Source organism: Mycobacterium aquaticum, assembly GCF_002086485.1.
GTDB lineage: Bacteria > Actinomycetota > Actinomycetes > Mycobacteriales > Mycobacteriaceae > Mycobacterium > Mycobacterium aquaticum.
On the sequence record NZ_MVHF01000036.1, the window covers coordinates 56,669 to 70,936 of the forward strand.

Consider the following 14,268-nt stretch of genomic DNA (forward strand, 5'->3'; position numbering starts at 1 on the left):
CATTTGCCGGATCGTGTTTTGTCCACCATGGCCGGTCGATATCAGGCTCGCATGTCATGCGCGTCGATGCGTTTCCCATGACCGCACTCCCACCCCCGCCAGCACCGTCGTGACCCCTTGCTCGATCTGGGCCGCGCTGCCCGCAGCGATCGTCATCCATTCCTGCGCCGCCCCCCGGACAGAGGGCAGCTGATAGAGCACAACCCTGCCAGCATCGCTGTCTCGGACGTCGAGCGTGGAGGAACTGGTGTGCACTGCTGCTTCGTCGTAGGCACGCGCATAGAGCACCGCCTCGGCCAGGGGCGCGTCCATGAGCTCACCGAGCTCGGCCAGGTCGGCCGCCCGCACACCCATGGTGCGCAACGCGTTGTCGCGCTGCGGCGAATCCGCCTCAAGGCCTGCGCGTTCGGCGGCCGCAGTCAAGATCTCCTCCAAAGGCACATTGATTGCGGTCATCCGGGACGGCCCACAGGGATGAACCGCGTCGAGCAGAGCCACGACGTGGTCTGAAAGCCACCGCGGGTCGGCGGCACCGTCGACGTGGTCGATCGTCACGTCGTCGCCGACGCGCACGGCCGACACCCAGTGTCCGTCCTGTCGCGCGAGCACCACTCTGAGCTCCCCGTCCGGAATGGACCGCCATGTGTTCGGATCGTTGAGATCGGGAATGGACTGCTGCCGCGCGCCCGGGCCGACCTGCAGCATCACCTCGACGTCGGGAACCGCCAGTATCCGAAGCCACCGGGCCAGCGACTCGATGACGCGTCCGTCTGGGCCGACCAGGCCTTGCTCGCGCAGGGCCTCGACCGCGGGATGGTCGTTGAGCCAGTCGTCGCTGCGGGCCGCGGCGTAGGGCCACGCCTGCAGTTCCGGTGCCAGGCGCGGGATTCCGAGGATGGCTTGCAGCACCCATAGGGCTGCCATGTTGACGGTCACGTCGGCTGCGGTGTCGTGCGTCGCGCTCATTGGTGCTCCCCGTTTCTCGGTGTCGTAATACGGCAAAGCGGCGGCCCCCATGTCGCAGGGTGCCGCCGCTTCTCGCCGCGATGAGTCGTTGGGCGTGGGGTTTAGATCCACGAACCGCCGACGGCGCTGTCGGTGTGCGCCATGTTGTTTCCCGCTGTGCGCACTTTGTTGCCGTGCTCGCTCAGCGCCTGGTAGATGGTTTGGAAGTTGCGGCCCAACTCGGTGACGAACTGTTGGTAGGCGTTGCTGCCGGCGCCGCCCCAGAAGTCTGCGCTCGCTTCGACGTCGCGCAGGATCTGCTGGTGCACGGCCTCCAGCTGCCCGGCCTGAGCGGTCAGGGTCATTCCGTGATGGTCGACGTCGTCGAACCCGTACTTCATCTGTGACATGGTTGTTTCTCTCTCTCGGCGGTCGGGGGTTGTCGTTAGCTCGACAGAATCTGGCTGGACTCGTGCTCGCGCTGTTCGTACTCGTCAGCGCTGCGATTGAGCTTGTCGCTGACCCCCTGGGTCATGTCGACGATGTTGCGGAATGCCCGCATCATTTCTTCGAGCGTCCCCGACGACGTGGTGTTGGCGGCGCCCGCCCAGCCTGCGCCGGAGATCGCGGTCGAAGAGGTCCAGGCCTTGTTGGCCTCCGCTTCGATGGTCTGGGAGTGGGCGTGGAACCGGCCGGCGTAGTCGCGCATTGCGTCCGGATCGCTGAGGAAGTTCGACACCGTGGTCATGTGTATCTCCTTAGTCGGAAATGGCAGAATTTGTGTTTGCTGTCCGCAATTCGAAGTCTAGTGGCGGGTTATGCCACTGCAACGGTCAAAAGAAATTGGCTGAAAAAATCTTTGACCCCCTCTTTGTGTCCACCGCACAGGATCGTGTTCGCCTGCTCGTCATCGCGGATCCGGAAGTACCCGTACCACCGTTCCGTAGCGGGGCTGCCCGCCGTCCCCCTGGCCGTCACGGCCTCCCATCGCGCCCACCGGTGCACCGGCCATGCCGGTGCTACCGGATGCCGGCACGGCACCGGTCGGTGTGCTCGCCGACGCCGGCACCACCGTGGTGTTCGTCGTCGCATTGTTCTGGGTGCCGGCCGCCCATGTCGCCGGCACCGACAATCCACCGATGCTGCCGCCGCGGCCCACAGCCGCGGACACCGGGCCCGCGCCGCCACTGACCAGGCCGCCACCGCCGCCGCCCAGTGCCGACAGGGCGCCCGTCGGCGCGGCGGTGACACCAGAGGCGTTGACGGCACTGGTCAATGCGGGGTTGTTCAGTGCCCCCATGAGTGGGCTCAGCAGCGATTGAAACTGGCCCATGCTCTGCAGTGGCGCCGTAGCCGGTTGGGAAAACCCTTGCAGCGCTTGCGGAATCATACTCATGAACTGAGGCCCCATGGTGAGCATGGACTGGGCATCGATGTTCCCGGGCATCGAGCTGGTTTGCAGGCTCGCGTTGGCCACTTTCTGGCTGGCGTTGCCGGCGGCCTTGCCGCCCGCTTCGGAGACCGCCAAGCCCTGCGCCGCCAGCCCGGCCGGGTTGGTGTTCGGCGGCGGGGGGATGAACGGGGTGGCCGCAAGACCACTGGACACCCCCGCGGCGTCGGCCGAATAGCCGTAGAGCACCGTGGCGTCCTGCACCCACATCTCGTCGTACGCCGCGATGGTGGCCGCGATCGCGGCGGTGTTCACCCCGAAAAAGTTGGTGGCGATGAGGGTCTGCAGGGTATTGCGGTTGGCTTCGATGACCGCCGGCGGAACCACTCCGGCCCGGGCAGTCTCGAACACCGCCGCGGCCTGAGTTGCGGCCACACCTGCGGCCTCCGACTGCGCCGCGGTGGCCAAGATCCACACCACGTACGGTGCGGCCGCGGTAGCCATCGACAGTGAAGACGGTCCTTGCCAGGAGGTTGTCAGCAGAGCATCGACGACCGCCTGATAGGCCGCTCCGACGCTGCCGAGTTCGGCGGCCAGTGTGTGCCACGCCGTCGCGGCCGCGACCATGGGGCCCGAACCGGGTCCGGCGTACATCCGGCCAGAGTTGATCTCCGGGGGAAGACCACCGTAATCAGTCATCAGTCAGTCAGTCAGATCGAAGATTCGCCTGTCGCCTACATCGACGCCAGAATGTTGAGCGCTTCGGTGCCTTCATAGCTGCCGGCCCCGGCGCTCATCGTGGCCACGAACATCTCGTTGACCACGGTGGCCACCCCACCTGCCGCCTGGTACACCCCGCCATGGGTGGCAAACGACAGTGCGAGCAGCGCGGAGGTCGGGTCGGCCGCCGGAGGCAAAACCCCGGTGGTCGGAGCGGCGACGGCGCCATTGGCCGCCGTCATGGTTGAGCCGAGCGCCTGCAGTTCACCGGCGGTTGCCAGCATTGCTGCGGGACTGGTGTTGACAAACATGATTTCCTCCCGACGTCACGATGTGGAACTCAGCATAACGGCGGTCTAGAAGTTGCGCCGCAGCCAAAATCAAGCATTCTCAATACCCACCGGAACCCATCCGACCTGCACGTATGATCCCGATCCACCGGTACCCATCAAGAATCCGCGTCCTTGCGGCATCGGGTGGCCTTTCCACCTTCCGCGGACAAACCCTTCGTCGGGATCTGAATCCATCACCAGCAAATCTGTGTTTGCCTGCATCATTGTTGCTAGCAGCGGATCGCGTCCTGCCACGCTCATCCAGCCACCGAATTGACGCGAGTAAATGATGTGGAGTCCGACATCGTCGGCGGCGTTTGCTGCTTCCGTCAACGGAGTGAACACGTGGTTGTAGCCGGACGGCAGCCGCTCGGCATCATCGATCACCAGGAAGATCTCCGGGCCCGTCCAGGACTTCTCGAACGTGGCGTCAATCCCGAGGTCGGCCTGGGGAAGCCGGTCGGCGAGAACCTTGCTCAGACGCTCGGCCAGCTGCCCGGTGGTGTCGGTGCGGTAGGAGAACGCCTCCACGTAGCTGTCGTCGAGCACCCGCAGCAGCTCACGGCCCGGACTGATCAGCCAGACCTGCGCCGAGGGCCGGGTGTCGTCAGCAGCCCGCACCGCTGTCGACGAGCCGGGCGCATAGATCCGGCCGATCTCGCTCATGATCGCCGCACATGTCGTAGTGCGACCACACTGCCGGCTGCCGGTGATCACCAGGAACGGCGAACGACCGTCGTCCAGCCCCACCGGCAGGGAGAACTCGTTGACTGCCCACACCGCGCCACGGTGCTGATGGGCGGCAGCGGACTGGCGCAACTGGGCGAGCTCGACGCGAGTGGGAAGCTGGCGCACCCGCGGGGCAGGCCGGTACCCCTCGGCCAGCTGCGACACCCTTGCCACCACGCTCTGCGCTTCGAACACCCGATCCCCGGTGCCGCGTAGCGCCGGGCGCGCCATCATGGTGTGCAGGCCGACCTCATCCCACCCTTCTCGCAGATAGTTCTGCTTGACCATGCCGCGGCCCGGGCGGTTACTGGGTACCTTCTTGGCTTCCGAGGATTTCACCAGCCTCACGGCCGTCTCGTCGGCCTTCAACTCGATACGGCCCTCGTTGAAGAGGTCACGCATCTGGGGCGACAACTCCTGGGGCTTGCTCACCGCAACCACTACGTGGATACCGAAACTGCCGCCTTCGCGGATCAACTTGTTGATCTCGTCGACGAGAATCTCCTTGCCGCGGAACGTCGACGCGGGGTCTGAGAGCGCCGCGAAGTTGTCGACGACCAAATAGACGTCACCGAACCGGTCCTGGGCCACCGGATCGTCGACGGCCTGGTCCCCCGCCTGCCGGCGCAGAGCCGCTTTGCGGTTACGGAACTCCTCCATGGAGGTCACACCCCACTCGAGGAATCCACGGCGACGCAGTGTCAGCAGTTCCAGCAGTTCTGCGACCGTTCGTCGAATGGCGTCTTCTTCCAGCATGGTCGCCACCCGGCCCACATGCGGGAAATCGCGCACGCTCACCAGGGAGGTGCCCGAGAACGCCAGCACGTAGAACTGCACCTGCTCGGGCGTATGGGTCATCGCCGCGGCGCAGATAAGGTCCACCAGCGCGGTGGTCTTGCCCGATCCCTGACCACCCAGCACCATCAAATTGCCTGTGCCATCAGCCAATAGCGGTTGCTGATCCTGCTTGAACGGCCGGTCGATGACACCGATCGGAAACACCAGGTCGGGCTGGGCAGCATAGCGCTCATCCCACGGCCGGCCCAGATACATCTCCACGACCTCGTCGATCGTGTTCGGTTTGTCCAATGGCGGACCGAACAACCGATGCGGTTCAAACGGTATCGCGCGCAGCTGGTCGATGATGACTTCACCGACCTTGGGCTTACGAATGGCCCCATCATCGTTGTCCGTCGACGGCTGGCTGTCGGCCTCGGCGGACGGCGCGGGCACGTCATCCACGGGCTCACTGGGCTCATCGACGATGATCGGCGACACCGTGAACAGCTGCGGCTCAAAGTATTCCAACGAGCCCGTCGACAGCTCGGCATCGCCGTCGTCATCCTTGACCGCGCCAGGCTTGCGGTAGTCGCGCCACATGTACTCGAACTGAATCTTGGTCAGATCCTCCCCCAGGCCAACCCGCAGATACCCCAGTCCCTTCTTGTTCGGCAGGTTCGCCGACGCCGGCACCCCGGAGGCCGCCGCACTCGCCGGTGAGTTGGTTCGCAACGCCAACCGATAACCAATATTGGTCGTCAGCTTGTCAGCACGGGAGTCCACCTCCTGGCTGGCCAGCAGAAGATGCACCCACAACGAGCGGCCCTGGCGCACGATCTGGTCGAAGATGATCGGCAAGTTCAGGTCCATCTTGAAGCCCTCGGTGAACTCGTCGACCACAACGAACAACCGCGGCATCGCATCCAGCTGAGGACCGTTGGGATTGCGGGCGTATTCGATGCGCCGACGGTTGTAGTCCTCAGCATCAATCGCATTGACCGAATCACACATCGCCTTGCGTCGGGCGATCTCCCCGAACATCGCATCGACAAACCGGCCCAGCTGCGTCTGGTCACCTTCCAGGTCGGTCATGACGCACGACACGTGAGGCGCCCCGGTGAACGGTTTCACACCCGCCCCGCCCTTGAAATCAGCGAGAACCAGCTGCAGATTCTCCGGCGGGTGACCCAGAATCAGACTGAGCAGGAACGTTTTCAGTCCCTCAGTCTTGCCGGACCCCGTCGTGCCCACCATGATCCCGTGCGGGCCCGCACCAGTCTCCTTGATGTCGAGTACGAGCAGCTCCCCGGTATCTGCTCGCGTCCCGTACGGAGCTTTCATCCGGTCCTCGGACACGATGTCCCTGCGCGGACCCCACGACGCGTTGAAGTCGATGTTCGCCGGGTCACTCACCCCCCAGTACCCGCACACGTCGCGCGCCGGACCGTTGCCCAGATCCTCAGCGACATCAATCATTTCGTACGCCTCTGACAGCCGCAGCCGCGCCATGCCCAGCGCGAAGTTCTCCGCGTCCTCACGGTCCATCTGATCAGCGCGGGCGAAGAACGTCGGCTCGTTGTCGAGCTCGGGGGCGAAGGTGTTGAGATCCCGCGGGACCGCGTCGATGTCCCCGACCGGACTCACCCGCAGTAGTCGATGCGGATTGGCACTCGTGGGCACCTGGCCGCGCAAGTCGAAGACCGTTACCCCCTCGACGCCATCAGGATTGATCAACGAGCTCCACGCGGCCCCATCGGACACGTCGCTGATGATCACCGTGTGCGGCAACGGCCGGATCTGATCCTTGGCCGCGCCGTGGCGCGGATTGAACCGCTCCCGGCCCTGCAGAACTGCACTGTATTGCGCATCGTAGAAGTCCCGCACCGACGGGTAGACCATCCGCAAACCGCCGGCGGCGTCCTGGACGCGGCTGTCGGCGACATGGGGCAGCCACTTGAGCCAATCCCACTCCTCGATGTCGTCGGTGATCGCGATCAACTGCAGATGATCAGGCCCATGAGAAAACACCATCTGGCACACCATGGCCCGCATCAACGCCAGCACCCGTTCACGATCGCCATCCAGCCGCCAGCCCGGCTCGACGAGCAGCGAAATCAGCGCCGGCGTTCCATAGGTGACCTGCTGTGCACGAACGAACTCCTGCAACGCAACACCCGTCGCGGGCTCCATCTCGATATCGGTCGGCATGTCGGCCGGCTCGTTGAAGGACACCGCTTGCGCCTGCTTCAACGACGTCATTCCCACACCCACCCGGACCACGCCGAACCAGGTATCCCGGCCGGCCGGGCTGCGTTCCCACATCCTGCGGCCACCGAGCGCGGCTTCCAGCGTCGGCGTCGGCGGGTGATACCACCGGAAGTTCTCATCCAGATCATCTGCGGCCCGGTCCGAATCGCGGCGCAGCTGATCAAGCTTCACCATGAACTGAGCACGCAGCGCGTCCATCTTGCCCCGCGACATCTGGTTGTTGCCGCCGCCGAACCGGCTACCGAACAGCATCGCGATGATGCCGCCGATCATCAGGACCGGAAACAACGCACCGACCCCGTTGAAGGTTCTCGCACCGCTGGCGAACGAGACCACCACGATGCCGCCGACCAACCCGATGACACCGATGGCCACCACCACCAGCCACCACGGTTTACCCTCTGGAACAGGAACTTTCAGCGGAGCCAGCAGATTGATCTGCCTGGGCTTAATTTTGCGCGGGGCCTCAAGAACCGTTTCGCGACCAAAACTCTTCTTCACTTCGGCTGCCTCAATTCCCCTGGCTGCTGGTCTGTCGGCAAAATGTCATGAGTCACCGCCGCATCCACTTTCGACAACACCGGGCCCAGCGTCAGCAGCTTGAGAACCACCCACGGTGCCGGGATGGTCGCGGTGCCAAAACCCAACGCGCGCTCCGTGTCCTGGTCACGCGGCACCCCGAACCGAGCGCCCCACTCCGAGATGAACCACTGCGTTTCCGTGGTAGCCGAGGCCGGATCGTTGCCCGTGGATGCCACGTAGTTCGCCGCATCCGGCCCGAAGAACACCTTGTCAGCCAAAGAGCCCGACGGGTCAGGCTTGGCCCGGGCGACGATCCTGTCGACCTTGTCGGCCGCGATCGGCACCGTCGGGCCCGACACCACCGACGTCTGCGCACGACCTTCCCCGATCGTCTTCTGCCACCACCAGCACGTGGCCGGATTGGCCTCGGTGTCCACCAGCCGCAACCGTTGATCCGGGTAGGCCGAGACGTCCAAGCTGTCGGTAACCGGCAGGTCGGCAAGCGCAGGGCCGGCCAGGACCGGCATCGCCGCACCGGATCCGTTGGCGTTCTGCAAGATCTGCGCCACCACCGGCGACACCGTCTGCATCCCATTGACCAACACCACCGAATACGTGACATCACCCCCGACCTGAGGCGTCGACACCACCGTGCCCACCGGGCCCGGAGCCTTCGGAAAGCCCGCGGGCTCACCAAGTTTGGGAATCATCGGCACCGACAACGCTGAGCCCACCGGTATCGCATCGAACAACGCCTTACTCATCGGCCGCGCCGAGGAGATGTTGTCGGCGCTCACCCCCAACGCCAGCAGAACCGGGCGCTGAGCCGGGTCCACCTTGGAGCGGCGGCCGTCGCGGATCAACCACACACCATCGTCGTAGCGCAGCAGAACCGCATCCTGCGGATCGAGCACCCGCCGGCGATCGGACAGGTCAGGCTGCCCGTCAATCACGGTCACCGTCACCGGTTCGGGGGCCCCGGCGCCGAACGCCTTCGTGACCGCATCGCACACCAACCACGACGACTTGGACGGCGACGTCACCGCCAACTGGTCCGGAGCGCCGGGGATGCCCACTGGTGTTCCCCGCGGCCGCGACTCGATCTCACTATTGCGCACCCGCACAGGGTTGTCCGCAGATCCCGCGATCAGCCGCGCCGACGCCAGGTTCAGAACCGGCCGCAAGGTGTCACCGACCCGCACATACAGGGCGTTGGTGGTCTGATCGGCAATGATCTTCGACTGGCCCGCCGACCCCGCCGGCCGCAGAAACGACCAGAACAAAGCGCCCAGGCAAATCACCACCACAATGGTCGCGCCGGCCAGATGAGCCATCGACTGCCTGCGGTGCTGATCGGACTCCATGCCGACATACCAACGCGTCAGCGCGGTAACGGCACGCCGCGCATTGAACTGGTGCGCGGTCACCTGCACGCGAGTGGCATAGCCCAGCCCGCGACCCCGCCACCGCGACCCGCCTGAAGCCGCGTTCTGATCCGGTCCTTGCTGCTCAGCCACCCCGTCTACCTCCCCGTTCGCCCGGGCGAACGCATTCGCGTATCCCCAAACTAGCGGTGACCAGCACCCCCAACCACACCAAAACCCATCGATTCTCGCCCGATCACTGCACCCCGTGATTAAGGCTGACGACCTGGAGGTCAGGCGACCCGCTTTACCACGATCGGCCCATTGGGGATCGGCGAATACTGAACATGCCCACCAGGTTTGGGCGCCTCGATCTGCATCGTCGGCGACACCGCCAACGCCACATGCTCAGGAACACCCGGCGCCGAAAAGTTCTGCAAGATCAGATCACCCGGCCGGATATCGCCGCGCGAAACATGCTGTCCCTCACGGATCTGCTCATAGGTGGTCCGCTCCAACGACACACCAGCATGCGCATAGGCCTTCTGAACCAACGACGAACAATCCCACGCGTTCGGTCCATTAGCCCCAAGCGCATAAGGCTTCCCTAGCTGAGCTTTCGCGAATTCGATCGCGCGGGCCGCAGCACCATCGGGCGCACCGCTCTGCCCAAACAGACCATTAACCTGCTGCTCCACCCCAGACATACCTCGCTGGCCATTGCCCCCCAAACGCGTCAGGGCGCTCAACGCGTTGAGGCCCGTTGGCATCCCACCACCCATGCCCGGCATGCCGCCTCCGCCGCCGCCGAAACTCGGCATGCTCATCCCGGGCATCATCCCGCGGCCTCCGCCACTCATGGTGGTGGCTCGGTAGGCCTGGGCGACCTGACGCAACCGGGCGGCCAGCAACTTGTTTTGCGCTTTGGTGGTGTCGATCTGCTGCTGCATCGCCGCGAGCCGCTCATCCATCGTCGAGACCATCAACCGCGCCCCGGCCGGCGAGCTCGCCGCCGGCGCGATCGCGCTGGCTTGCGTGCGGGCGGTGTCGCGCACCCCCGACGCACCACCACGACCCTGCTCGCCGGCACTGCGACCATCGGTGGCCGCGGTGTTCGTCGCCGCGTCTAGGGCGCTCACACCGCGCAAGCCTTGCCGATACGAATCCCCGGCACCATCGACCCCGGTCTGCAGCCGGCCACCGGCCGGCGCCCCCGGCACCGCCGGTGCCCCGGCATCAACCGACCCCGAACCCCCACCCAGAGGAAACAACCCCACCCCAGCAGACAACACACGATCGACCTGCGCCACATACGCACCAACCGACCCGCCACTCACCCACCAAAACTAACCACCACACCAACCCCCAACCACACCAAAACCAACCTGGGATCACTGGGCCACGGGCCAAGCACCGACAAGGGCGTAGCGTTTGCTACACAGTCGAGCAGATGCTTCCAACGACCCGAGGCCGCCGCGGAACACGCCAGGTCGGCCGGTCGAGTGGATCGCGCAGCCCGATTTGCCGAAGGCGGCGGGCGCTACAGGCGAGCTCTGAGCCGCGCAGCGGCCTGCTCGAACTGGTCACGCGTGGAGGCGATGACGTTCTGCGCTGCTTCCAACTTCGAATCCATCGTCTCCACCAGCAGCTTCAGATCGTGCGGTTCAGCATTCGCCAGATCCTCGCTCGGCATGATCGCCGACCCCTGCGAATGGGCGGCATCCCGAATCCCCGACATGTCCTGAGCGGCTTGCCGAGCGGAATCCGCTGCCGACTGCGCGGCATCGCGGATCGCCGCATGCACCACCTCGGCCTCAGCCGTCATCCGTGCGTACTCCGCATGCGACTGATCCAACGCCTCGGCCAACCGTCCGCCGCCGCCTGGACCGGCCTCAATCGTCGGCCTCGCGAACCCAACCCACTCAACGCTGTTCGACGGGTCCGGAAAGATCGATACCGCCGAAGACAGCACACGCTCGATCTGCGATACGTAACCGTCAGCGCTCACGATTTCAGGATATGCCGCCCGCTACCCGCTCTACCCACCGACTGCTTTGCACGCGACAACAACGAAACTCGGCATCCGAGCCGCAGTCAGGGAGAGAAATGCGTCAGTCTTCGCATAGGTCGGCAGCGCATCAGCGTAGGCACGCCAGTATTGCGCCCCGAGCACAGAGAAGTCCTCGATCGTCGCGTTTCCGCTAGCCCGGCCAAGGGTTTCGATGTCGTCGGCGTACTTCTGCATCACCGGGATCACCGCATCGACCGCGGCTCGCTGGTCTGGCCTCCACTCGTCGACCGACAGTTTCGGGTCGAGAGCACTCCAACCTTTCGTATCCTCACCGAACTTGTCGAATACCGAATTCCACTTCGCACAGTCCACACCGGACGACGACTCCAGTGCCCGCTGCTGATTGCCCGGGTCGCCCGGCTTCGCCAACGTGGTCGGTGGCGCAGGGTCCGACACAAACGGCGCGTGAGTCACCGCCGACTTCCAGGTGATCGCGTCACACACGTAGTCAAATCCGACTCTCGCGTGCACCGAGGCGTTGGCCAGTTGCTGGTCAATCTCGGCATAGGTGCCCAGTGAACTGACGAAAGCCCGTGCGTAGGCGATGAATTGCTCGTAGAGTTCGCGAACTACACGGTGCGGCGTCTTCTTGGCAAGGGCTACAGCTTGATCAGCTGTCGCAGTCAACGCCTTGCTCATGGTGTCGTACTTCGCCCGCAGTTCCGGGGTCCAATCTGAGACAGGTGTCTTGTAATCGTGGTTGGACCAGTCGGTCTTTGCCTCCGCGTCGTTGACAGCCTTCTCAATAGCGGCCCACCCTGCGCATGTGGGCTCATCGGTGATGATTGTCGCTGGACCAGTGTCGTTGGCGCTAGCCACGTTTGACCCCACAGCCGGTGACTGCGATCCACCCGGGCCCACCGCCTTGCCGTCGTCCTTACCGCCCCGGCCGGACACTGAGAGCGTGATGGCCACCGTCACCGCGATCACCACGATGAGCGCAACCGCGCCAAGACTCCATTTCCACCCATTCCCACGCTTTCGCCCCGGAACCGGCGGCCCAGGCTGTGGTTGCCACCCTGGTTGCGGCACAGGCTGCTGTTGAAACGGCTCCCCGTCGCCATATCCCTGCTGCGGCGCCGGACCAAACGAACCCGGACCACCAAACGGGTCACCGCCGCCGAACGGCGGAGACCCGGGATTACCGGGCGGCGGCCACGTCATTGAGCATCCCCCCGACTCTCAGCACCCGAACAGAATACTGCCCACACGACGAAGGCCTTCACACCATTTCACCAGCCAGAATTTCGTTTGCTACCGACCCCGAGAACAGACGGTCACCGATGACTGCTGAGCCGGGAGTCACCAGCTGGCTGAGCCGCTGCGGCGTGGCCGGGCCCGACTTCAAGCGGACGGCAGTCCCCGCGTCGGGGCGCCGCCGCCCGGGCGCCCCGACCGTGTTCTATCCCGCCGCGCAGCCCCAGGGTGGAGCGGCGACAGTGGCTCGTATTTCATCAAGGAGCGCGCGCGCCTCAATGAGCTCATCGACCACGGAGGCGGTGAACTGGTCGGCGGCTTCGCCGCCCCATAGGTGCTGACGCGTCTCGTCGACACCCCGTTCGAGGCTCTGCAGGCTCACCTCCATGTCTGAGATCAGTTGGCGGATCGTGCTTTCGGTCAAGGTTCGGTCAGGGCTGGCCACAGGTAAGTCCTCTCGTGAAGTGACGTGTTCCGCCACGATTCTGAGTGTGCGGCCACACCGCGACGAGCGCAACGAGCACAACTTCATCGAGGGCCGCCAATGCCACCGCCCCAGCCGCGGCGTCGGCGCGATCTCGGTTTCGTCGACTATCCTGGAGTGCACGGATTGGTGTGGTGACCAGGTGACCGAAGCTCAGAAGGCACAGCGACGGATCAAGACTGTCCGCGCCGTCCGCCGTAGCGCCGAGCTGGAAGGCTCACGCAGCACCGACGCCACCCGCGCCGACCAGGTCGCCTACGCGCGCGGCTCGATCACCGCGGCCGAACTCGCCGAACGCGTGCGCCGCCGCTACAACGTCCAGTAGTCAGGCCGGCAGTTGCCGCACCCCTGGGATGATCGCGATGTTCGCCAAGATTCTCGACGACGAGCCCGCATACGATCTCTGATACCGGGCCACACCACACCAACTGCTGGAACTCGTTGTTTCAGTACCCTTTTGCTGGCCTGGTCGGGTCGGCCTGTTGGATCCGGGCAGCCAGGTCAGACCCATCAAATTTCACGCCATAGCGCCCCATCGCATAGTTCACAAACGCAGCTGCCTGCGCGACGTTGTCCCGACGATCGTGTGAGGTGCCCGGCTCGTGGTAGGCGTCGAATGTCGTTCCCTTGAACTGCAACGTCCCGACCGTGGGATCCCCAGCCTTGGCGTTCGAATCCCAGTTGTTCACCGCCACGTTGTTGAAGTCCGACTCGCGCTTAGCGACGACCATCATCCCGATCTCCCAATACCGCCGCGCCACAGGATCGGTAATGCCTTTGATATCGAGGGCGCGGTGGATCGCGGCGCGGAATGCCTCCGCTCCAGGGCCCGACGGCACCGGTTCGGAATTCGCCAATGACCGGCTGGCAGAGGCGGATCGAACACCACCAGGGCCACCACGGCCGAGTGAGGACAGGGAGCTCAACGCGTTGAGTCCGGGGATACCCCCGCCACCACCACCGCCGGTGGGCATACCGCCACCGCCCCCACCGAAGCTGGGCATCCCCATCCCACCCATGCCACGGCCGCCACCACCCATCGCCGCACTGGCCCGATAGGCCTGCGCCACCTGACGCAACCGCGCGGCCAACAACCTGTTCTGCGCCTTGGTCGTATCAATCTGCTGCTGCATCGCAGCCAACCGCTCATCCATCGTCGACACCATCAACCGCGACCCCGCCGGCGTACCGGTCGCCGGCGCGATCGCCGCCGCCTGGCTACGCGCCGAATCCCGCACCCCCGACGCACCACCACGACCCTGCTCGCCGGCACTGCGACCATCGGCCGCCGTGGCATTGGTGTCAGCATCCAACCCCGACACAGCACTCCAGCCCTGCCGATAACTACCCGCCGCACCATCCGCACCGGTCTGCAACCGACCACCCGACGGCGCCCCCGGCACCACCGGACCCCCCACAAAAACCCCCCCCCCCACCCCCCCCAAAAACCCCAACAACACCCCCCC

General features: G+C 65.0%; 13 protein-coding genes. 1 reads left to right on the forward strand and 12 read right to left on the reverse strand.

Going from position 1 to position 14,268, the window contains the following annotated elements; all coding sequences use genetic code 11:
* Nucleotides 1–54 precede the first annotated feature (54 nt).
* From BST13_RS27550 to BST13_RS27600, 11 genes are all read right to left on the reverse strand, one after another.
* On the reverse strand, nt 55–966 hold the full coding sequence (locus BST13_RS27550) for an ESX secretion-associated protein EspG (RefSeq protein WP_158087206.1): 912 nt from the start codon (nt 964–966) through the stop codon (nt 55–57).
* A gap of 101 nt (nt 967–1,067) precedes the next feature.
* Complete coding sequence (locus BST13_RS27555) at nt 1,068–1,346, reverse strand: WXG100 family type VII secretion target (RefSeq protein ID WP_083167807.1); 279 nt, start codon at nt 1,344–1,346, stop codon at nt 1,068–1,070.
* 44 nt (nt 1,347–1,390) lie between these two features.
* Nucleotides 1,391–1,693 carry a WXG100 family type VII secretion target gene (locus BST13_RS27560; RefSeq protein WP_083167780.1) on the reverse strand — a complete coding sequence of 101 codons (303 nt, stop codon included), beginning with the start codon at nt 1,691–1,693 and terminating at the stop codon, nt 1,391–1,393.
* 159 nt (nt 1,694–1,852) lie between these two features.
* Nucleotides 1,853–3,034 carry a PPE family protein gene (locus BST13_RS27565; RefSeq protein ID WP_083167783.1) on the reverse strand — a complete coding sequence of 394 codons (1,182 nt, stop codon included), beginning with the start codon at nt 3,032–3,034 and terminating at the stop codon, nt 1,853–1,855.
* Between the two features lie 35 nt (nt 3,035–3,069).
* Entirely contained in the window at nt 3,070–3,366 is a 297-nt protein-coding gene (locus tag BST13_RS27570) for a PE family protein (RefSeq protein WP_425437060.1), read from the reverse strand.
* Between the two features lie 69 nt (nt 3,367–3,435).
* The gene (gene eccCa, locus BST13_RS27575) at nt 3,436–7,665 is read right to left on the reverse strand and encodes a type VII secretion protein EccCa (RefSeq protein ID WP_083167788.1); all 4,230 of its coding nucleotides are present in this window, start codon (nt 7,663–7,665) and stop codon (nt 3,436–3,438) included.
* The gene (eccB, locus tag BST13_RS27580; protein ID WP_142282851.1) at nt 7,662–9,203 is read right to left on the reverse strand and encodes a type VII secretion protein EccB; all 1,542 of its coding nucleotides are present in this window, start codon (nt 9,201–9,203) and stop codon (nt 7,662–7,664) included. Before eccB ends, eccCa begins: the two co-directional genes overlap by 4 nt.
* A 140-nt stretch (nt 9,204–9,343) precedes the next feature.
* Nucleotides 9,344–10,189, reverse strand: a complete 846-nt coding sequence (locus tag BST13_RS27585) for a C40 family peptidase (protein ID WP_245839825.1) — start codon at nt 10,187–10,189, stop codon at nt 9,344–9,346.
* A 401-nt stretch (nt 10,190–10,590) separates the two neighbouring features.
* Entirely contained in the window at nt 10,591–11,058 is a 468-nt protein-coding gene (locus BST13_RS27590; RefSeq protein WP_083167791.1) for a hypothetical protein, read from the reverse strand.
* A 30-nt stretch (nt 11,059–11,088) separates the two neighbouring features.
* Nucleotides 11,089–12,051: a hypothetical protein gene (locus BST13_RS27595; protein ID WP_142282852.1), complete on the reverse strand. Its 963-nt coding sequence runs from the start codon at nt 12,049–12,051 to the stop codon at nt 11,089–11,091.
* Between the two features lie 472 nt (nt 12,052–12,523).
* Entirely contained in the window at nt 12,524–12,763 is a 240-nt protein-coding gene (locus BST13_RS27600; RefSeq protein WP_142282853.1) for a hypothetical protein, read from the reverse strand.
* A 181-nt stretch (nt 12,764–12,944) separates the two neighbouring features.
* On the opposite strand from BST13_RS27600, the gene BST13_RS27605 reads away from it, so the two are divergent.
* Nucleotides 12,945–13,127, forward strand: coding sequence for an antitoxin VbhA family protein (locus BST13_RS27605; protein ID WP_083167814.1), 183 nt, complete (start codon nt 12,945–12,947; stop codon nt 13,125–13,127).
* 121 nt (nt 13,128–13,248) lie between these two features.
* On the opposite strand, the gene BST13_RS39105 is transcribed toward BST13_RS27605, so the two are convergent.
* On the reverse strand, nt 13,249–14,124 hold the full coding sequence (locus BST13_RS39105) for a lysozyme family protein (RefSeq protein WP_083167797.1): 876 nt from the start codon (nt 14,122–14,124) through the stop codon (nt 13,249–13,251).
* Between the last annotated feature and the right edge of the window lie 144 nt (nt 14,125–14,268).

What these genes read in the sequence shown, in the direction of transcription:
- BST13_RS27550 (WP_158087206.1), bottom strand. Translation starts at nt 966, where the DNA reads ATGAGCGCGACGCACGACACCGCAGCCGACGTGACCGTCAACATGGCA.
- BST13_RS27555 (WP_083167807.1), bottom strand. Translation starts at nt 1,346, where the DNA reads ATGAAGTACGGGTTCGACGACGTCGACCATCACGGAATGACCCTGACC.
- BST13_RS27560 (WP_083167780.1), bottom strand. Translation starts at nt 1,693, where the DNA reads ATGACCACGGTGTCGAACTTCCTCAGCGATCCGGACGCAATGCGCGAC.
- BST13_RS27565 (WP_083167783.1), bottom strand. Translation starts at nt 3,034, where the DNA reads ATGACTGATTACGGTGGTCTTCCCCCGGAGATCAACTCTGGCCGGATG.
- BST13_RS27570 (WP_425437060.1), bottom strand. Translation starts at nt 3,366, where the DNA reads ATGTTTGTCAACACCAGTCCCGCAGCAATGCTGGCAACCGCCGGTGAA.